The organism is Microbacterium sp. RURRCA19A, assembly GCF_900156455.1.
GTDB lineage: Bacteria > Actinomycetota > Actinomycetes > Actinomycetales > Microbacteriaceae > Microbacterium.
The window spans coordinates 261,143-279,069 of record NZ_FTNQ01000001.1 but is presented as its reverse complement, the minus strand read 5'-3'; the positions used below and the strand labels follow the sequence as shown (position 1 = coordinate 279,069).

General features: G+C 70.3%; 21 protein-coding genes and 2 tRNA genes. 10 read left to right on the top strand and 13 right to left on the bottom strand.

Translation table 11 applies throughout. From position 1 onward, the window contains the following. Window positions 1-70 precede the first annotated feature (70 nt). Window positions 71-739 (bottom strand): DUF8185 domain-containing protein, encoded by a 669-nt coding sequence (locus BW982_RS01360; protein WP_076490311.1) that lies wholly within the window; start codon window positions 737-739, stop codon window positions 71-73. Window positions 740-791: 52 nt separating this feature from the next. Here BW982_RS01360 and BW982_RS01355 point away from each other — a divergent pair, with 52 nt between their 5' ends. Next, on the top strand, window positions 792-1,670 hold the full coding sequence (locus BW982_RS01355; protein ID WP_076491731.1) for an acyl-CoA thioesterase: 879 nt from the start codon (window positions 792-794) through the stop codon (window positions 1,668-1,670). A gap of 48 nt (window positions 1,671-1,718) precedes the next feature. On the opposite strand, the gene BW982_RS01350 is transcribed toward BW982_RS01355, so the two are convergent. The 4 genes from BW982_RS01350 to ssb all read right to left on the bottom strand — a co-directional run bounded on the left by BW982_RS01350 (window position 1,719) and on the right by ssb (window position 5,161). After that, on the bottom strand, window positions 1,719-2,252 hold the full coding sequence (locus BW982_RS01350) for an acyl-CoA thioesterase (protein ID WP_076490310.1): 534 nt from the start codon (window positions 2,250-2,252) through the stop codon (window positions 1,719-1,721). Beyond that, a complete protein-coding gene (ettA, locus tag BW982_RS01345; RefSeq protein ID WP_076490309.1) occupies window positions 2,245-3,924 on the bottom strand; it encodes an energy-dependent translational throttle protein EttA in 1,680 nt (559 codons plus the stop codon). The genes BW982_RS01350 and ettA overlap by 8 nt, the downstream gene beginning before the upstream one ends. Before the next feature lie 156 nt (window positions 3,925-4,080). Then, entirely contained in the window at window positions 4,081-4,575 is a 495-nt protein-coding gene (locus tag BW982_RS18065; RefSeq protein WP_175611007.1) for a DUF6993 domain-containing protein, read from the bottom strand. A gap of 43 nt (window positions 4,576-4,618) precedes the next feature. Next, window positions 4,619-5,161, bottom strand: coding sequence for a single-stranded DNA-binding protein (gene ssb / locus BW982_RS01335; protein ID WP_076490308.1), 543 nt, complete (start codon window positions 5,159-5,161; stop codon window positions 4,619-4,621). Between the two features lie 190 nt (window positions 5,162-5,351). Here ssb and BW982_RS01330 point away from each other — a divergent pair, with 190 nt between their 5' ends. Beyond that, window positions 5,352-5,609 (top strand): hypothetical protein, encoded by a 258-nt coding sequence (locus BW982_RS01330; RefSeq protein WP_139327295.1) that lies wholly within the window; start codon window positions 5,352-5,354, stop codon window positions 5,607-5,609. A 56-nt stretch (window positions 5,610-5,665) separates the two neighbouring features. Here BW982_RS01330 and BW982_RS01325 read toward each other — a convergent pair whose 3' ends face one another. After that, complete coding sequence (locus tag BW982_RS01325) at window positions 5,666-7,084, bottom strand: MocR-like transcription factor YczR (RefSeq protein ID WP_076490307.1); 1,419 nt, start codon at window positions 7,082-7,084, stop codon at window positions 5,666-5,668. A gap of 61 nt (window positions 7,085-7,145) precedes the next feature. On the opposite strand from BW982_RS01325, the gene BW982_RS01320 reads away from it, so the two are divergent. Continuing rightward, a complete protein-coding gene (locus BW982_RS01320; RefSeq protein ID WP_076491725.1) occupies window positions 7,146-7,754 on the top strand; it encodes a membrane protein YczE in 609 nt (202 codons plus the stop codon). 50 nt (window positions 7,755-7,804) lie between these two features. Here BW982_RS01320 and BW982_RS01315 read toward each other — a convergent pair whose 3' ends face one another. Beyond that, window positions 7,805-8,014 carry a methyltransferase gene (locus tag BW982_RS01315; RefSeq protein WP_076490306.1) on the bottom strand — a complete coding sequence of 70 codons (210 nt, stop codon included), beginning with the start codon at window positions 8,012-8,014 and terminating at the stop codon, window positions 7,805-7,807. A gap of 101 nt (window positions 8,015-8,115) precedes the next feature. On the opposite strand from BW982_RS01315, the gene BW982_RS01310 reads away from it, so the two are divergent. From BW982_RS01310 to BW982_RS01285, 6 genes are all read left to right on the top strand, one after another. Then, window positions 8,116-8,188: transfer RNA gene (locus BW982_RS01310), tRNA-Arg, on the top strand. A 37-nt stretch (window positions 8,189-8,225) separates the two neighbouring features. Next, the gene (gene orn / locus BW982_RS01305; protein ID WP_076490305.1) at window positions 8,226-8,852 is read left to right on the top strand and encodes an oligoribonuclease; all 627 of its coding nucleotides are present in this window, start codon (window positions 8,226-8,228) and stop codon (window positions 8,850-8,852) included. 36 nt (window positions 8,853-8,888) lie between these two features. After that, window positions 8,889-8,964, top strand: a tRNA-His gene (locus BW982_RS01300). 124 nt (window positions 8,965-9,088) lie between these two features. Continuing rightward, entirely contained in the window at window positions 9,089-9,466 is a 378-nt protein-coding gene (locus BW982_RS01295; RefSeq protein WP_076490304.1) for a metallopeptidase family protein, read from the top strand. After that, window positions 9,466-9,759, top strand: a complete 294-nt coding sequence (gene clpS / locus BW982_RS01290; protein ID WP_083696569.1) for an ATP-dependent Clp protease adapter ClpS — start codon at window positions 9,466-9,468, stop codon at window positions 9,757-9,759. Before BW982_RS01295 ends, clpS begins: the two co-directional genes overlap by 1 nt. Further along, window positions 9,756-10,259 (top strand): DUF2017 family protein, encoded by a 504-nt coding sequence (locus BW982_RS01285; RefSeq protein WP_076490302.1) that lies wholly within the window; start codon window positions 9,756-9,758, stop codon window positions 10,257-10,259. The genes clpS and BW982_RS01285 overlap by 4 nt, the downstream gene beginning before the upstream one ends. 15 nt (window positions 10,260-10,274) lie before the next feature. Here BW982_RS01285 and BW982_RS01280 read toward each other — a convergent pair whose 3' ends face one another. The 6 genes from BW982_RS01280 to gatC all read right to left on the bottom strand — a co-directional run bounded on the left by BW982_RS01280 (window position 10,275) and on the right by gatC (window position 16,155). After that, window positions 10,275-10,868: a nucleoside/nucleotide kinase family protein gene (locus BW982_RS01280; RefSeq protein ID WP_083696471.1), complete on the bottom strand. Its 594-nt coding sequence runs from the start codon at window positions 10,866-10,868 to the stop codon at window positions 10,275-10,277. Further along, on the bottom strand, window positions 10,843-11,163 hold the full coding sequence (locus tag BW982_RS01275) for a hypothetical protein (RefSeq protein ID WP_076490301.1): 321 nt from the start codon (window positions 11,161-11,163) through the stop codon (window positions 10,843-10,845). The genes BW982_RS01280 and BW982_RS01275 overlap by 26 nt, the downstream gene beginning before the upstream one ends. Before the next feature lie 63 nt (window positions 11,164-11,226). Continuing rightward, entirely contained in the window at window positions 11,227-12,483 is a 1,257-nt protein-coding gene (locus tag BW982_RS01270) for a DNA polymerase IV (RefSeq protein ID WP_076490300.1), read from the bottom strand. Window positions 12,484-12,821: 338 nt separating this feature from the next. Beyond that, window positions 12,822-14,339: an Asp-tRNA(Asn)/Glu-tRNA(Gln) amidotransferase subunit GatB gene (gene gatB, locus BW982_RS01265; RefSeq protein WP_076490299.1), complete on the bottom strand. Its 1,518-nt coding sequence runs from the start codon at window positions 14,337-14,339 to the stop codon at window positions 12,822-12,824. Beyond that, window positions 14,339-15,859, bottom strand: a complete 1,521-nt coding sequence (gene gatA / locus BW982_RS01260) for an Asp-tRNA(Asn)/Glu-tRNA(Gln) amidotransferase subunit GatA (protein WP_076490298.1) — start codon at window positions 15,857-15,859, stop codon at window positions 14,339-14,341. The genes gatB and gatA overlap by 1 nt, the downstream gene beginning before the upstream one ends. Continuing rightward, a complete protein-coding gene (gatC, locus tag BW982_RS01255) occupies window positions 15,856-16,155 on the bottom strand; it encodes an Asp-tRNA(Asn)/Glu-tRNA(Gln) amidotransferase subunit GatC (RefSeq protein WP_076490297.1) in 300 nt (99 codons plus the stop codon). Before gatC ends, gatA begins: the two co-directional genes overlap by 4 nt. Before the next feature lie 60 nt (window positions 16,156-16,215). Between gatC and BW982_RS01250 the strand changes: the two genes are divergently transcribed. Then, window positions 16,216-17,904: a long-chain-fatty-acid--CoA ligase gene (locus BW982_RS01250; RefSeq protein WP_076490296.1), complete on the top strand. Its 1,689-nt coding sequence runs from the start codon at window positions 16,216-16,218 to the stop codon at window positions 17,902-17,904. Window positions 17,905-17,927: the final 23 nt, after the last annotated feature.

Below are 17,927 nucleotides of genomic sequence, written 5' to 3'. Positions count from 1 at the left end.
GGGGGCGCCGCTGAGGAATACTCCCCTTGCGAGCCCTCACGGTAGTCGGAGAGCCTATGAGCCCCCTGAACTAAGCGCCGGTGGATCGCACCGGCGTGAGGCCGGAGCGCACCGGCCCGCGGACGAGCACGTGTCCGCGGGCGAGGGTCACCCTCGTCCAGGAACCGCTCGTGCGGACCACCGCCTCCTCACCGCCCGCGATGAATCCGAGGGCGAAGGCGGCGAACGCCGTACCGAGCGGGAGTCCTCCCAGTGCCTCGTCGGGCTGCCCCCACACCTGGCCCCGGACGACGCGGACGACGTCCTCGCCCGCGTTCTCGGGAAGTGCGTCGGCCACGGCGGCGACACCGTACTGCGCGCGGGATGCCAGAACGGCGGCGTCGATGGCATCCTTCTGCTCCCATCCGCCGCGCGGTGGCGAGATCCCCGCCCAGGCGGGTGAGGTCGCGGTGTCGGGGAGCACGACGGCCTGCGCATCGTCGGGCGCCGGCAGAAGGGCAGCAGCCTCCACGACGAGGTCGCACTCGAGCTCCGGGTCGATCGCCGACACCCGAAGGCCCAGCACGGTGGGCGTGGCATCCAGGAGACCGCGAGGGGCGAGAGGGGCGGCCGTCGTCACCAGAACTCCGCCGTCGGCGCGAAGACGAACCGTCCCGTCACCGAGCCGGACGGCACGGGAGGCGAACGTGAGCAGGTCGGCTGCCGCCTGCGGGTCGGGGAACATCAGGCGCGCGGACACCCGCCCTAAACTATCAAGCGACGCAGACTTCTGCGGCGGAACGGGAGTGAGCGTGACCGACGCCATCGACGCCATCGACCCCGTCGCCTCACTGCTCGCGGTGCTCGATCTCCGCGACGCCGGCGCACGGACCACCGAAGACATCTTCACCGGGGTCTCGCAACCCATGCCGTTCGGGCGGGTCTACGGCGGCCAGGTGCTCGCGCAGTCGATCGTGGCCGCGTCGAGGACCCTCCCCCCGGAGCGCACCGTCCATTCGATGCACGGGTACTTCCTCCGGCCGGGTGACCCGGCCGACGGCATCACGTTCTCGGTGGACCGCATCCACGACGGTCGATCCTTCTCGACCCGCCGGACGCAGGCGTTCCAGGCGGGCGTTCCGATCTTCTCGATGATCGCGTCGTTCCAGGACGACGATCCGGGCCTCGAGCACGCCGAGCCGATGCCGGAGGGCATCCCCCGACCCGAGGATCTGCCGCCCCTCGACGCCGCGTCGCTCCACCCCCTGAGCCGACGCGCGATCGCGGACAGCCCCGTCGAGGTCGTGCACGTCCCGTCGCCGGTGTACACCGCGGTGGAGGGCCCCCACGTTCCCCGCCAGGCGGTGTGGATGCGCACGCGGCGCGCGCTGCCCGACGATCCGGCGGTGCATAGAGCTGCGCTCGCGTATCTGAGCGACCTCACCATCCAGGAGCCGATCCTGCGCGGTCACGGCGTGCCGTGGAGCACACGCGGGTTGCGGGTCGCGAGTCTCGACCACGCGATGTGGTGGCACCGCCCGGGTCGGGTCGACGACTGGCTCCTGTACGTGCAGGAGTCACCCAACGCCCGCGGGGGGCGCGGCCTGTCGACCGGCCGCATCTACACGCGCGAAGGGAGCCTCCTGGCCAGTGTGGCGCAGGAGGTCATGGTGCGGGTCCCGAGCGAGTAAGGCGCCCGAGGACCGGGCGCGTGTCAGAGCCGGGCGAGCAGAGGCACGTCAGCGTCCGGCGGCGCGACGGCGGTATTCGATCGGATCACCGATGTACGGCGCCCACGCGTGGCGCTCCGTCTCGCTCCAGCGGATGGGGCGTCCGCTCGCGGTGTCGACGAGCACGACGACGGCCGTCGCGCGGGCGTACAGCACGGGCTCGGGCTGACCGGCCGGGCTGAAGACCTCGAAGCAGATGTCGGCGCTGGAGCCGCCCATCGCCCCGATCCACAGACGGACGTCCAGCGGTCGCTGGCTGTACGGCACGGGCCGGAGGTACTCGATCTCCTGGCGGGCGATGAGGGTCGCCCGCTCTCCGCCGCTCTCGAGGACGGACATGTCGAAGACCGCGGTGGGCAGCGCCTGGCCGTCGTCGTCGCCGCGCCAGAACGCACGGAGACGTGCCTCCTCGAGGAGCTTGAGCATCGAGGTGTTGTTGACGTGCCCGAGCGCGTCGAGGTCGCCCCACCGGAGATGGATGGGGACGTGCAGCCGCGCGGGCCCGGACGGAGCCGGACCCGCGGTCGTGGTCGAGTCAGTCACGCGTGAGCTTGCGGTAGGTCGAGCGCGACGGGTTCGCGGCGTCGGCACCGAGACGCTCGATCTTGTTCGCTTCGTACGCCTCGAAGTTGCCCTCGAACCAGTGCCACTGGTCGGGGTGCTCCTCCGTGCCCTCGTAGGCCAGGATGTGCGTTGCGATCCGGTCCAGGAACCACCGGTCGTGGGTGATGACCACGGCGCAACCCGGGAACTCGAGCAGAGCGTTCTCGAGCGAGCTCAGCGTCTCGACGTCGAGGTCGTTGGTCGGCTCGTCGAGGAGCAGGAGGTTTCCCCCCTCCTTCAGCGTCAGCGCGAGGTTCAGACGGTTGCGCTCACCGCCGGAGAGGACACCGGCCTTCTTCTGCTGGTCGGGTCCCTTGAAACCGAACTTCGACACGTACGCTCGCGACGGGATCTCGGTCTTCCCGACCGTGATGATGTCGAGGCCGTCCGACACGACCTCCCAGAGCGTCTTCTCGGGGTCGATGTTCGCGCGCGACTGGTCGACGTAGCTGATCTTGACGGTCTCACCCATCTTCAGCGTCCCGCCGTCGAGCGGCTCCAGACCGACGATCGTCTTGAACAGCGTCGTCTTTCCGACACCGTTGGGTCCGATCACACCGACGATGCCGTTGGGCGGCAGGTTGAAGCTCAGGTTGCTGATGAGCGAGCGATCGCCGAAGCGCTTCTCGAGCTTCTTGGCGTCGATCACGATGCTGCCGAGACGCGGGCCCGCGGGGATCTGGATCTCGTCGAAGTCGAGCTTCCGCGTGCGCTCCGCCTCGGCGGCCATCTCTTCGTAGCGGGCGAGGCGTGCCTTGGACTTGACCTGACGTCCCTTGGCGTTCGAGCGGACCCACTCGAGCTCTTCCTTCAGACGCTTCGCGAGCTTGGCATCCTTCTTGCCCTGGACGTCGAGGCGCTGGGCCTTCTTGTCGAGGTACGTGGAGTAGTTGCCCTCGTACGGGTACAGGTGCCCGCGGTCGACCTCGGCGATCCACTCCGCGACGTTGTCGAGGAAGTACCGGTCGTGGGTGATGGCGATGACGGCACCCTTGTACGCCTTCAGGTGCTGCTCGAGCCACAGCACGCTCTCGGCGTCGAGGTGGTTGGTGGGCTCGTCGAGCAGCAGGAGGTCGGGCTTCTGCAGCAGCAGCTTCGCGAGCGCGACGCGGCGACGCTCACCACCCGAGAGCGGGACGACACTGGCGTCGGCCGGCGGCGTGCGCAGGGCGTCCATGGCCTGTTCGAGCTGGGAGTCGAGGTCCCAGCCGTCGGCGGCGTCGATCTCTTCCTGGAGGGTGCCCATCTCGGCCAGCAGCGCGTCGAAGTCCGCATCGGGGTCGGCCATGAGCGCCGAGATCTCGTTGAAGCGGTCGAGCTTCGGCTTGATGGCGACGCCGTCCTGGATGTTCTCCAGCACGGTCTTGCTGTCGTCGAGCTCGGGCTCCTGCATCAGGATGCCGACCGTGTATCCGGGGCTGAGCCGCGCTTCGCCGTTGGACGGGTTGTCGAGACCGGCCATGATCTTCAGGATCGTGGACTTACCCGCGCCGTTCGGCCCGACCATGCCGATCTTGGCACCCGGGAGGAACGACATCGTGACGTCGTCGAGGATCAGCTTGTCGCCCACGGCCTTACGCGCGCGGACCATGGAGTAGATGTATTCAGCCATCGAGGACGTACCACCTTCGATCGGGGATGAGGGCCGCGCCCGCCCGGTTCGCCGACTCGATCTCGGCGGAGCACCCGGGTGCGCGGAAGTCCCCTCCAGCCTATCAACGCCGCTCGCGCCGCCGCCGTCGGACGCGGGACGCCGCCCCGGTATCCGCTACCAGTCGATCGCGCGAGTCTGGCCGATCAGGCACCCACCGGTGGACAGCCCCGGCAGCACCGTGGCGACGGGGGCGCCGATCGAGGGTCCCACCTGTCCGACGAGGCACTCCTCGCCCCAGCGGACGGAGAACTCGATGCTCTCAGCCGGGTTGCCGATCGTCGTGTCGTCGGGCGTCAGCTGCATCGCCGCCTTGTCGAATCCGGCGGCGGCGAGCGCATCGACGTACGCGCGACCCGACACCTGCTCCGGTCCGCTCCATACCGCGCTCACGATCTGGGCGAACAAGGGCAGATTGTCGGCCGCCGAGCCTTCGGGCCTCAGCGACGGAGCCGCATCGGGCGCAGGCGAGGCCACGGCGGACGACGACGACGCCGTCGGTGTCGTCGCCGGGCCGGAAGGGGCGGCCGGGGGCGTCGGGGTGCACCCCGCGAGCACGAGCACGGCTGCCGCCGCGACGACGGCGGCCGGTCGGGGGGTCAGGCGGATCACCCAGCCGAGTCTACGTACCGGCCGGCCGCGGCCCGCTTGTCCATCAGAACGGCGTCGCGTCACCGACCTCCACCAGGGCTGGACTCGTCGAGTCGGCGCGGGGCGGCTCGCCGGCAGGAGACGAATCGAGAGCGGCCGGCGACCCGCCCGGCACGGCCCACGCATCCTGGCCGCCCGACGACGGTTCATCGTCGTGTCCTCCCGCGTCGGCGGAGGGGGTGTCGTCGCGTCGCGTTGATCGGCGGAACGTGGATACTCCCCACCTCAGATCGTGTCCGACGGCGTCCGCCGTGACGTCGGCGCTCACCCCGCGTTTCGCGTCCGTCTCCCACTCTCGGAGGCGGAGGCGACCGGCCACGAAGACGCGTTCTCCCTTCTGTAGCGACGCCAGTGCGTTCCTCCCGAGCTCGCCGAAGACGGAGACCGCGTAGTAGTTCGTATGGCCGTCGACCCACTGGCCGCGTTCCCGGTCGAACCGTCGTTCGCTCACGGCGAGGCGGAAGGCCGCGATCGGATCGCCGCCGCGGGTGGCCCGCTCTTCAGGGTCTCCGACGATGTTGCCGACGAGGGTGATGTGGTCGCTCATGGGTGTGTCCTCTCTGGGTTCGGGCTCCGGCATCCGCGTGCCCGACGGACGCCGGAGCCAAGGACAGGATGACCGCGCGGATGGGACGTCCGAGAGGCTCGAAAGCCGTTCGGTGGACAAGTCCGGTGATCCTTCGGATGGGGAGGAGTACCGCACCGCCGATGTCGGAGGCCCGCCCTACCGTGGCGTCATGACCACCGCACTGTGGAACGACCTGGCCCCGGCCCCGCGCCCGGCCGGATGGGGAGCGGCGACTCACGTCGCCGCCGGTCTCTGGCGCATTGCAGACCCGCGTGGCGTCGTCGTGGGCCACGTACGTGCCATCGCCGCCGATGAGGGGTGGCGCTACGCGGCGGAGCGCTTCCACGCGACGACGGGCCGCTTCCGTCGACTGGGCGAGTTCTGGTCGTCTGCCGACGCCCTCGAATGCCTGCGCTATGCGCGCTGAGGCGACGTCGCCGCGGCGCATCGACCCCGGCGGCGCAGCGTATGAGGCGCCGTGTGTCAGACCACGGTCGCGAGGTCGTCGAGCGCCGCGCCCGCGGCCGTCCCGCGGACGTCGTCCCACGCCGTCCGCAAGATGCCGACGGCCCGCTCGAGGGTGTGCGGTGCGGCGGTGAAGGGGATGCGCAAGCGTCGGTCGTGTCCCCCTTCGACGGCGAATCGCGAGCCGGCCGAGAGGAGGAGCCCGCGCGCCCGCGCACTCATCACGAGCGGCGTGCTGACCGGTTCTCCGAGACCTACCCAGAGCGACACACCGCCGTGCACGGTCGGGATCTCCCATTCGGGGAAGTGCTCCGTCAAGGCGCGGGTGAGCGCGTCGCGGCCGTCGCGCAGCAGGTCGGCGCGCTGCGCACTGATCTCATCGAGGCGGTGCAGCACCTTCGCCGCCACGGCCTGCTCGAACTCGGGGGTGCCCAGGTCGTGTACTGAGCGTCCACTCGCGAGGCGCCGGATGATGTCCGACTCCGCCCGGACCCATCCGACGCGCAAGCCGCCCCACACGGTCTTGCCGAGCGACCCGACCCGCAGGATCCGACCGAGATCGGGGAACGCGACGGGTGCGGTCGGTCGGTCGATGTCCAGCCCCGCGGTCGTCTCGTCGAGTACGAGGTAGGTCCCCGCGCGCTGCGCGCCGTCGACGAACGCCGCCACCTCCGCATCACCCATGGTGCGACCGGTCGGGTTCTGGAACTCGGGCATGAGGTACGCCAGCGCGGGCAGGACCCGCGCGAAGGTCTGCGCCGCCCGGTCGAGATCCCACCCGTCGTGCGGCGAGACGGGAACGCCGACGAGGCGGGCGCCGGCGGCGCGGAAGGCGTCCGCGCCGTGCGGGTAGGTCGGCGTCTCGATCAGGACGCGGTCGGCACGCGACAGCAGCACCGAGGCGATGAGATGCAGCGCGCTCTGCGCCCCCGTCGTGACGAGGATCTGCTCGGGGTCGGTCGCAAGTCCACGATCGCGATAATGCTGCGCGATCTCCTCGCGCAGCCCCGGCTCCCCGACGACGTCGTAGCCGGTGCGGGCGACGAGTGCGGTGGCATCCTGAGCCACGTCGGTGATGACCGCCGGCAGACCGGGCCAGGCGGCGGGGCTGGCCTGCTGCAGGTCGATGACGCCGTCGCGCCGTTCGCCCGCGCCCGGGTCGTTGCGTCGCAGCGGCAGGGTGACGCTTCCACTCCCCCGCAGGCTCTCGATGTGACCGCTGTCGCGCAGGCTCCGATAGGTGGCGGCCACGGTGGTGCGGCTCAAGCCCAGGGCCGTGGCGAGCTCGCGCTCCGCCGGCAGAGTTGTGCGCGCGGCGATGCGGTTGTCGAGGCACAGAAGGCGGATGCCGTCGGCCAGCGCTTCATATGCGGGGCCGCGGCCGCGCCACCCACCGAGCGCTTCGGCGAGGGCACGCGCGGAGATGCGGGAGTCCATGAAGCCAGATTAGACGAATTGGATCGGTTGGAAAGGCCCAATCGCGTGATTGGATCTGTTCGTGACTTCCCGGATCCTTCGCCTGCTCGTCGGCCTCGCTCTCTACGGTTTCGGCTGCGCCCTCACCATCGCCGCCGGCCTCGGCGTCGATCCGTGGACGGTGTTCGCCGAGGGACTCTCGCGCGTGACCGGGCTCGGGGTCGGTTGGATCACCAACATCGTCGGTCTCGGCGTGCTGCTCCTGTGGATTCCGCTCCGGCAGCGGCCCGGGATCGGAACGGTCGCCAACATCCTCCTGGTCGGGACCAGCATCCAGCTGTCCTTGACCTTCCTGCCGCATCCCGACGCACTGGTCTGGCAGGCACTGATGCTGGTGGCCGGGGTCGTCACCGTGGCCGCGGCATCCGGCCTGTACATCGGAGCGCATTTCGGCCCCGGGCCGCGCGACGGGCTGATGACGGGCATCCACGCGAGGTACGGCTGGCCGATCTGGGCGGCTCGGCTCGGCGTGGAGGGGACGGTTCTGGTCGCGGGGTGGCTGCTCGGTGGCACGGTCGGGATCGGGACGGTCGTGTTCGCGCTGGGGATCGGCCCCCTCGTCCACGTCGCCCTGCCCCTGTTGGCCGCTCCCGAGGCCCGGTCGCGTCCGCGCCGTCCCGCGCGGGTGTGAGCGGTGGCCGTGTCGCGGCAGCATCCTCGCCCCGCGACACGGCGACGAGCTCAGTGCTCGCGGAACTCGGGCCGCTCGCTCCCGGGCTTCAGGTGCGAATGGACCGCGTTCTTGGCGATCTCCATGGTCGGGTAGATCCCCAGTCGCTCGTCCCGGCCGGTCATGTGCACGGCGTAGCCCTCGGCATCCTTCTGGATGGTGCCGACCACACCCCCCGGACCGTAAGCGACCCACAGACGTCGTGTCGTCGTATCGGACATGGTGCTCCTTTCGTTCGGTCTGGCCGGAGCGTACGCCCGCCCGCCCACCCCCGCCAGGGGGTCGACCACGCCGAGGGCCGTCACCGATATCCTGGTGACGACCCCCAGTAGCTCAGTGGATAGAGCAGCGGCCTTCTAATCCGCCGGTCACACGTTCGAATCGTGTCTGGGGGACCGACTGCGCGTCTCACCCCCTCAGTAGGATGACGGGATGGTAAGCGCCTCTGAGAACGACCGGCTCGTCTGGATCGACTGCGAGATGACAGGACTCGACCTCGCGGTCGACGAGCTGGTGGAGATCGCGATCGTCGTCACCGATTTCGAGCTCAACGTCCTCGACCCCGGCTTCCAGGTCGTGATCAAGCCCGACGCTTCGGCGATGGAGAACATGGGCGAGTTCGTCACCGAGATGCACCGCTCGTCGGGTCTCCTCGACGAGATCCCGAACGGGGTGAGTCTCGCGGATGCCGAGTTCCAGGCGCTCGAGTACATCCAGCGCTTCGCGCCGCTCGAGGGGAAGGCGCCCCTCGCGGGCAACACCATCGGCACGGACCGCATGTTCCTCGCGAAGTACATGCCCCGGGTCGACCGCTGGCTGCACTACCGCAACGTGGACGTGTCGAGCATCAAGGAGCTGTCGCGGCGCTGGTACCCACGCGCCTACTTCAACGCGCCTGCCAAGAACGGCGGACACCGGGCGCTCGCCGACATCCTGGAGTCGATCCGTGAGCTGGCGTACTACCGCAAGGCGGTCTTCGTTCCGGAGCCGGGCCCCACGAGCGACGAGGCGAAGGGCGCCGCATCGTCGGTCGTTTCGTCGTTCGCGCGGGACGTATGACATAATCGTTCAGTTGTCCGCTGCGGCGGTCACATGGTGGCTATAGCTCAGTTGGTAGAGCACCGCGTTGTGGTCGCGGGGGTCGCGGGTTCAAGTCCCGTTAGCCACCCCAGTACACGAAGGCCCGCCTCCCCGGCGGGCCTTCGTCGTTCCGGCCCGCGTGTCGCGAGGGCTCATAGAATCGAACCGGTGAGCGGGTGGCATCCCCCTCAGGCGGCCGCAGACACGGGAGAAGCATGCACGACGAGGTGGAGGAGCACGCGCGGCTCGACCTCGACCGTGACGCGTTCGAGGCTCTCGTCGTCGACGAGCTGGACCGTCTCCCGGATGACATGGTCGAAGGGCTCGACAACGTCGTGTTCGTCGTCGAAGACCGCCCGGAGGACGGATCGCTCGACCTTCTCGGCCTCTACGACGGCTGGGCCCTGACCGAGCGCGAGCGCTACGGCGTGGGCGAGCTGCCCGACCGGATCATCGTCTATCGCGAACCGCACCTCGCCGCGTGCGCCGACGAGGACGAACTCCGCGACGAGATCCACACGACGCTCGTCCACGAGATCGCCCACTTCTACGGAATCGATGACGCGCGCCTCCATGAACTCGGGTGGGCGTGATGGCCGGTACCGCCGCCCCCGACCTCGATGAGGTCACCGCGATCGATGTCGCTCCCCCGACGTCGTGGCAGACGGTCGTCTGGAACGACCCCGTGAACCTGATGAGCTACGTCGTCCACGTGTTCCGCACGTACTTCGGGTTCGACGCCGCCACCGCCCACCGACTGATGCTGGCGGTCCACCACGACGGACACGCCGTCGTCGCCCGCGGTCCTCGCGAGGTCATGGAAGCGCACGCGCACGCCATGCACGACTACGGTCTGTGGGCCACGGTGAGAGAGGACCCGCGATGAACGACCGCATCGTCGTCCTCGAGGTCAGCGGCCTCGAGGCGCTCCACCTGGCAGGGATCGTCGGCCAGTTCCGCGACCTCATCGTCGACGCCGGACGCGAGGACGACCCTGCGGTGCTGCGACTGCTCCCCGATGCGTATCCCGACGACGAATCCGCGAGCCGGGAGTTCCGTCGGCTCACCGGCTCCGACATGCTCGACCGGCGTGCGCAGGACGCCCGCACGGTCCTGGACACCCTCGGCATGGACGGCGGCGAGCTCGATCCGGCGAGCGACCCCGACACGACGATCACGGTGGCCCTCGGAGAGACCGAGGCTCGCGCCTGGATGAGGACCCTGTCCGCGGTCCGACTCGTGCTGGCCACACGCCTCGGCATCCAGGACGACGACGACCACCGCCCGAACGACGCGCGCTTCGGGATCTACGACTGGATCGGCTACCGACTGGACGGTCTGGTCGCGGCGCTCGACCGGAACCTCGAGGATCCTCCGCGCCGCTGACGGCTCACGTGCGCGTCACGGGAGGAACACGACGACGGATGCCAGGGCCTGCGGCTCGTGGTCTGCCAGATGCGCGGCCTCCTGCGCGGCCCAGCGGTCCCAGTGCGGACGATAGGTCTCGCCGTCGCGGTTCAGTGCCCGGTCCTTGCGCGGCCCGTCCGGTGCGTCGACCCACACCCGGACGTCGGCCAGTGCCGCCGCCGCCGGGGTGAGAATCCCCGCCCCTTCCACGACGAGGGGAAGCGAGGGATCGACGGCGTGCGCCTCCGCGCGCTCCCCCGTCTCCCAGTCCCATCGCTGCCACACACCGATCGTTCCCTTGGCGTGCGGGAGAAGGATCGATTCCCGGGCGTACTCCGCCCCCTCGGCCAGCCCGCCCCATCCCGGGTAGACGTCGTCCAGGGCGACGAGCTGCACACGATCTCGGCCCGGCCAAGCGGTGACCAGGCGGCGTGCGAGCGAACTCTTGCCGGCGCCGCTCCGGCCGTCGATGAGCACGACGGGGTTAGGCGCCCCGACCGCGGTCACCCGCGACGAAACCGCCCCGACCGCTGTGGTCAGAGCGTCGTCGAGGGGATCGGCGCTACTTCTTGAGGGCGCGGATGACACGGCTGAGTGCACGACCGGCGACCCACACGAACGGGATGCCGACGGCGAGCAACGACACGAGGTTCGGGTCGAACCGCAGATCGTCGCCACGACGAATGTACGCACCGAGAGGCAGGGTGTACCCGCCGCCACCGCCGCCGCCGTTGCCCTGCTCGTCCGAGCCGCCGCCGAATCCGGCCCAGGTCAGGGCGACGGGGACGATGCGCACCCCGTCGACGTCCTGCTGCTCCCCGTAGGCGGATGTGACGCCGAAGCTGGTGGCCTGCTTGCCGAGTTCCAATGCGATGTTGGGCATGCCCCCACCGTACCCGCCGACCGTGGACACGCCCAGGGGCGTTGCGCACCGTGCGTGGCCGTGTCAGTGGTCGTACGACGGGCGCGGATTCGTCGGCAGCGCGCCGCCGCCGCGCGTGGGACCGAGCAGTGATCCGCGGGTGACCGCGCCGCGCCCGAACCGCGCGGTCGCGCCGTCGAGTGCTCCCTCCACCCGGCGCCACTCGGCGTCGTCGTCCCACAGCGTCGCGGCAGCGGACGTCGCTCGGAGCTTCTCGCCGCGCACGCCGACGAGCCGGACCGCCTGACGACGGTCGATCCCGTCGAACAGCTCGATCGCGGCATCCCCGATCCGCTGACCGACCGACGTGGGGTCGGGGAGCGTCCGCGAGCGACTCAGCGTCGTGAAGTCGCTGAAGCGGACTTTGATGGAGATCGTGGATGCCTCGAACTCTTGGCTCCGCAGGCGCGCGCCGACACGGTCGGCGAGCCGCCGAAGCTCGACGTGAAGGGTCTGGGTGTCAGAGATGTCGGTGTGGAACGTCTCTTCGTGGCCGACGCTCTTCTCCGTGCGGGCGGTGTGCACCTCGCGGGCGTCGATGCCGCGCGCGAGATGCCAGATCCGCTCACCCATCGCCGGCCCGAGCACCCGTTCGAGCGCGGGCCGGGGCGTGTCGAGCACGTCGGAGATCAGGCGGATGCCGCGCGACTCCAGCGCTTCGGCGGCTTTGGGGCCGACGCCCCAGAGCGCGCGGACCGAGCGCGGCCGCAGGAACGCGTCGGTGTCCGCCTCGGCGACGATCAGCAGGCCGTCGGGTTTGGAGATCGTCGACGCCATCTTCGCGACGTGCTTGGTCGCGGCGACCCCCACACTGCAGGTCAGCCCCGTCCGCTCCTTCACGCGCGCCCGCAGGTCGCGGGCGATCTTGCCGGGGCTCCCCCACAGACGCCGTGCTCCGCGTACGTCGAGGAACGCCTCGTCGATCGACAGCGGCTCCACGAGCGGCGTGATCTCGTCGAAGATCGCCATGACCTGTCGCGACATCTCGGTGTACCGCGAGTACGGCGGATTGACGACGATCGCGTTAGGACACAGGCGCAGGGCGATCGCGACCGGCATCGCCGACTTCACGCCGTAGCGCCGCGCCTCGTACGACGCGCTCGAGACGACACCGCGCCCCTCGGATCCACCGATGATGAGCGGCTTCCCGGCGAGCGACGGGTCGTCGAGGACGGCTACCGATGCGAAGAACGCGTCCATGTCGACGTGCAGGATCCCCGCACCCGTGTCGTCGGCGTCGGGCGGCGACACGATGCGTCCCGTGCCGTCTCCGCGTCCCATGGCATCCATTCTCCCCCGGGCCTCCGACATCGCGGCCGGCTCGGGCTGTGCCATGGGCACAAGCTCAGCGATCCGCACAAGCTCAGCCGAGAGTCGCCGAAGCCGCCGGATCGAGTGCGGATCGCTGAGGTTGCGCACACGCGAGAAGCGCGGCCGCACCAGCTCAGCGATCCGCGGAACATCGGCGATCTGCACGACCTCAGCGAGAGCTCACCGAAGTGGACCCGCCCGACGCGGATCACCGAAGTCGTGCCGCAGCGGGCCGCAGACACCCCCGAGACAACGGATGCCACGGCCCCCGGTCGCGAGGACCGGCAGGGCCGTGGCATCCACGGCGCTTACTGTGCGGCGGCGCGCTCCAGAACGAGCTCGCGCACGCGCGCGGCGTCGGCCTGGCCCTTCATCGCCTTCATCACGGCGCCGATGACGGCACCGGCGGCCTGGACCTTGCCGTCGCGGATCTTCGCCAGTACGTCGGGCTGCGCGGCCAGGGCCTCGTCGATCGCGGCGATGAGCGCGCCGTCGTCGGAGACGACCGCGAGACCGCGGGCGTCCACGACCTCCTGCGGCGTGCCCTCGCCCGCGATGACGCCCTCGAGCACCTGGCGCGCGAGCTTGTCCGTCAGCGTGCCGGCGTCGACGAGCTGCTGCAGCGCCGCGACGTTCTCGGGGCTGACGAGCTCGGCCGGTTCGCGCTCCTCGGCGTTGGCGATGCGGCTGATCTCGCTGAGCCACCACTTGCGGGCGGCGGCGGGAGTCGCGCCGGCCGCGATCGTGGCCTCGACCTCGTCGAGCAGGCCCGCGTTCACGACGCCCTGGAAGTCGATGTCGGCGAAGCCCCAGTCGGCCTTGAGCCGGCGACGGCGGGCCGCGGGGGGCTCGGGCAGAGCAGCGCGCAGCTCCTCGATCAGTTCCGGCGCCGGGACGACGGGCAGCAGGTCGGGCTCGGGGAAGTAGCGGTAGTCGTCGGCATCCGACTTCGGGCGACCCGGCGACGTGCGCCCGGTGTCCTCGTGCCAGTGCCGCGTCTCCTGGGTGATCGTGCCGCCGGCGGCGAGGATCGCGGCCTGCCGCTGGATCTCGTACCGCACCGCGCGCTCGACGGAGCGCATGGAGTTGACGTTCTTCGTCTCGGTGCGGGTGCCGAGCTTCTCCTGCCCGCGCGGGCGCAGCGAGACGTTCGCGTCGCAGCGGAGGTTTCCGCGCTCGAGCCTCGCCTCGGAGATACCCAGGGCGCGCACGATGTCGCGGATCGTGGCGACGTACGCTTTCGCGAGCGCGGGGGCCGAGTGCTCGGCGCCGAAGATCGGCTTCGTGACGATCTCGACGAGCGGGACACCGGCGCGGTTGTAGTCGACGAGCGAGTATTCGGCGCCCTGGATGCGACCGGTCGACCCGCCCATGTGGGTGAGCTTGCCGGCATCCTCTTCCATGTGCGCGCGCTCGATCGGCACGGTGACGATCGAGCCGTCTTCGAGCTCGACCTCGACCGAGCCCTCGAAGGCGATGGGCTCGTCGTACTGCGAGATCTGGTAGTTCTTGCCCAGGTCGGGGTAGAAGTAGTTCTTCCGCGCGAACCGGCTCGACGGAGCGATCGAGCAGCCGAGCGCGAGGCCCAGGCTGATCGACGAGCGGATCGCCTCGGCGTTCACGACCGGCAGTGCGCCCGGAAGGCCCATGTCGACGGGCGCGACGAGCGTGTTCGGCTCGGCGCCGTGATTCGCCTCGTTCGCGGGATTGGGTGCGGCGGAGAACATCTTCGTCGCGGTGTTCAACTCGACGTGGACCTCGAACCCGAGGACCGGCTCGAACATCTCGAGGGCCTTGTCGAAGTCCATCAGCGCGTCTTTCGCCATCAGCGCGTCGCTCCGTTCGTGAGGGAGGGGGCTCGATCCAGGAGCGGACCGCCCCACTGGTCGACGAGCAGCGCCTCGAGCGCCGCACCGACGCGGTACAGGCGGGCGTCCTCGCGGGCGGGGGCGAGGAACTGGATGCCGACCGGCAGCCCATCCTCTTCGGCCAGGCCGCTCGGGATCGAGATCCCGGGGACGCCGGCGAGGTTCGCCGGGATCGTCGTGACGTCGTTGAGGTACATCTGCAGTGGGTCGTCGAGTTTCTCGCCCAGGCGGAACGCCGTGGTCGGTGCCGACGGCGTCGCGATGACGTCGACGTCGGCGAACGCGGCGTCGAAGTCCTGCTGGATGAGCGTGCGGACCTTCTGCGCGCTGCCGTAGTAGGCGTCGTAGTACCCGGCCGACAGGGCGTAGGTGCCCAGGATGATGCGGCGCTTCACCTCGGGGCCGAACCCGGCGTCGCGCGTCGCGGCCATCACGTTCTCGACCGTCGGGGCGCCCTGCGGGGTGACGCGCAGGCCGAAGCGGACCGAGTCGAACTTGGCCAGGTTGCTGGATGCCTCGGCGGGGAGGATCAGGTAGTACGCGGCTACCCCGTACTCGAAGTGCGGGGCGCTGATCTCGACGATCTCCGCGCCCTGGGCCTCCATCACGGCGAGCGATGCGCGGAACGAGTCCGACACGCCCTTCTGGAAGCCGCGGTCGTCGAGCTCGCGGATGACGCCGACTCGCAGGCCCTTCAGGACCTCGCCGGTGGCGCCCTCGCGGGCGGCGGCGGCGAACGAGGGCCAGGCGTCGGAGAGCGAGGTCGAGTCGTGCGGGTCGTGCCCGCCGATGACGTCGTGCAGGAGGCCGGCGTCGAGGACGGTGCGGGTCACGGGGCCGACCTGATCGAGGCTGGATGCCAGGGCGATCGCGCCGTAGCGGCTGACGCCGCCGTACGTCGGCTTCACACCCACGGTGCCCGTCACGTGCGCGGGCTGCCGGATCGAGCCGCCGGTGTCGGAGCCGAGGGCGAGCGGCGCCTCGAACGCGGCGACGGCCGCGGCCGAACCTCCACCGGACCCGCCCGGGATCCGGTCGAGGTCCCAGGGGTTGCGGGTCGGGCCGTAGGCGGAGAACTCGGTCGAGGACCCCATCGCGAACTCGTCCATGTTCGTCTTGCCGAGCGGCACGAGGCCCGCGGCACGCGAACGCGCCACGACGGTCGCGTCGTACGGCGACATGTACCCCTCAAGGATCCTCGATCCGCTCGTGGAGGGCATGTCGGTCGTGACGAGCACGTCCTTGACGGCGAGGGGCACGCCGGCGAGTTCGCCGAGCTCTTCTCCGGCCGCACGGCGGCGGTCGATGTCGGCCGCGACCTCGAGGGCGTGGTCGCTGACGTGCAGGAAGGCGTGGACGTCGCCGTCGACGGCGGCGATGCGATCGAGGTGCGCGCGCGTCGCGTCGACGCTGGACACCTCCTTCGCGGCCAGCGCGGCGGCGAGGTCGGCGGCGCTCAGGCGCGTGAGATCGCTCACTGTTCCTCCCCCAGGATCGCGGTCACGCGGAACCGGCCGTCGGCCTGGTCGGGCGCGTTCTGCAGCACCTGCTCACGGGTGAGCTGCTGCTGCACGACGTCGGGGCGGAACACGTTCTGCAGCGGGATCGGGTGGCTCGTCGCGACGACGTCGGGCGTTGCCACCTCGGACACCTTCGCGATGTTGTCGACGATGGCATCCAGCTGCCCGGTGAGGCTCTGGATCTCTTCGTCGCTCAACTCGATCCGAGCGAGCACACCGAGATGGCGCACGAGATCAGGGGTGATTTCAGACACCCGCCAAGTCTAGTTCGCGGGCACCGCGCGCCGAGACCGGCCCCGGCCTACGCTGGGACGGTGACGAGCTTCGACCCGCCTCGCCCCTGGACCGCCAGCTACGCCGCGGGGGTGCCCGAGGATCTCGACCCCCAGACGGGCTCACTCGTCGACATCCTCGACGCGTCCACGCGCGACTACCCCGACGCCCCCGCGCTGGAGTTCTTCGGGCGCACGACGTCGTACGCCGACCTGTCGGCCGAGGTCGCCCGTGCCGCCGCGGCCCTCGCCGCCCAGGGTGTGCGTGCCGGGGATCCCGTGGCGATCGTGCTGCCGAACTGCCCGCAGCACATCGTCGCGTTCTACGCGGTGCTGCGGCTCGGGGCCGTCGTCGTGGAGCACAACCCGCTCTACACGGCCCGCGAGCTGCGCAAGCAGTTCGAGGACCACGGCGCGAAGCATGCCATCGTCTGGAGCAAGGTCGTGAAGACCGTGCAGGAGTTCCCGGCCGACCTGCGCGTGCGGACTCTCGTGTCCGTCGACGTGACCCAGGCGATGCCGCTGCGCACGCGGCTGGCGCTGCGCCTGCCCGTCGCGAAGGCGCGGGAGGCGCGGTCCGCGCTGACCGAGAAGACGACGGATGCCACGCCGTGGGCGCAGCTCCTCCGCCACGACCCGCTTCCCTCGGCGCACCCGCGCCCCGCCGCCGGCGATCTGGCGATCATCCAGTACACCAGCGGCACCACCGGCACGCCGAAGGGGGCGATGCTCACGCACGCGAACCTCCTCGCCAATGCGGCGCAGTCACGCGCGTGGGTCCCGTCGATCGTCCGCGGCGAGGGGTGCGTCGTGTACGCCGTGCTGCCGATGTTCCACGCCTACGGCCTCACCCTGTGTCTCACGTTCGCGATGTCGATGGGCGCGCGGCTCGTGCTGTTCCCCAAATTCGACCCCGATCTGGTGCTCGCGGTGACCAAGCGGCATCCCGCCACGTTCTTGCCGCTCGTCCCGCCCATCGCCGAGCGCCTTCTCGCCGCTGCCGAGGCGCAGGGCGTGTCCCTCGCCGGCACCGACATCGCGATCTCGGGCGCCATGGCGCTCCCCCACGAGCTCGTGGTCCCCTTCGAGAAGGCGACCGGCGGGTATCTCGTGGAGGGCTACGGCCTCAGCGAATGCTCCCCGGTGCTGATGGCGAATCCGGTGGCGGAGAACCGCGTGCCGGGCACCGTGGGGCTCCCGCTCCCCGGCACCGAATGCCGCGTCGTGGACCCCGACGACCCGCACACGGACGTCGAGCCCGGCGGCCGCGGGGAGCTCGTGGTCCGCGGACCGCAGGTCTTCTCGGGCTACTACGGCAAGCCCGAGGCGACCGAGGAGGTGTTCGTCGACGGCTGGTTCCGTACCGGCGACATCGTGACGATCGACGAGGGCGGGTTCGTCCGCATCGTGGACCGGATCAAGGAGCTCATCATCACGGGCGGTTTCAACGTCGCGCCGACCGAGGTCGAGAACGTCCTGCGACAGCATCCGTCGATCGCCGACGTCGCGGTCGTGGGGCTCCCGAACGAGCACTCCGGTGAAGAGGTCGTCGCCGCGGTCGTCGTGGCGGACGGATGCCGGCTCGACGCGGACGAGGTCACGGCGTTCGCGCGTGGCATCCTGACGCCGTACAAAGTGCCCCGCCGGATCGTCGTCGTCGACGAGCTGCCGAAGTCCCTGATCGGGAAGGTCCTGCGGCGTCAGGTGAAGGAACAGCTCCTCGCGGAGTGACCTTCTAGCGGGGTGGTGGTGGT

Excerpts from the sequence above, each read along its gene's own strand:
- BW982_RS01285 (WP_076490302.1), top strand. The coding sequence starts at position 9,756 with ATGAACGACCGCATCGTCGTCCTCGAGGTCAGCGGCCTCGAGGCGCTC.
- orn (WP_076490305.1), top strand. The coding sequence starts at position 8,226 with ATGGTAAGCGCCTCTGAGAACGACCGGCTCGTCTGGATCGACTGCGAG.
- BW982_RS01315 (WP_076490306.1), bottom strand. The coding sequence starts at position 8,014 with ATGTCCGATACGACGACACGACGTCTGTGGGTCGCTTACGGTCCGGGG.
- gatB (WP_076490299.1), bottom strand. The coding sequence starts at position 14,339 with ATGGCGAAAGACGCGCTGATGGACTTCGACAAGGCCCTCGAGATGTTC.
- BW982_RS01325 (WP_076490307.1), bottom strand. The coding sequence starts at position 7,084 with ATGGACTCCCGCATCTCCGCGCGTGCCCTCGCCGAAGCGCTCGGTGGG.
- clpS (WP_083696569.1), top strand. The coding sequence starts at position 9,466 with ATGGCCGGTACCGCCGCCCCCGACCTCGATGAGGTCACCGCGATCGAT.
- BW982_RS01275 (WP_076490301.1), bottom strand. The coding sequence starts at position 11,163 with ATGCCCAACATCGCATTGGAACTCGGCAAGCAGGCCACCAGCTTCGGC.
- ettA (WP_076490309.1), bottom strand. The coding sequence starts at position 3,924 with ATGGCTGAATACATCTACTCCATGGTCCGCGCGCGTAAGGCCGTGGGC.
- ssb (WP_076490308.1), bottom strand. The coding sequence starts at position 5,161 with ATGAGCGACCACATCACCCTCGTCGGCAACATCGTCGGAGACCCTGAA.
- BW982_RS01295 (WP_076490304.1), top strand. The coding sequence starts at position 9,089 with ATGCACGACGAGGTGGAGGAGCACGCGCGGCTCGACCTCGACCGTGAC.
- BW982_RS01330 (WP_139327295.1), top strand. The coding sequence starts at position 5,352 with ATGACCACCGCACTGTGGAACGACCTGGCCCCGGCCCCGCGCCCGGCC.
- BW982_RS01270 (WP_076490300.1), bottom strand. The coding sequence starts at position 12,483 with ATGGGACGCGGAGACGGCACGGGACGCATCGTGTCGCCGCCCGACGCC.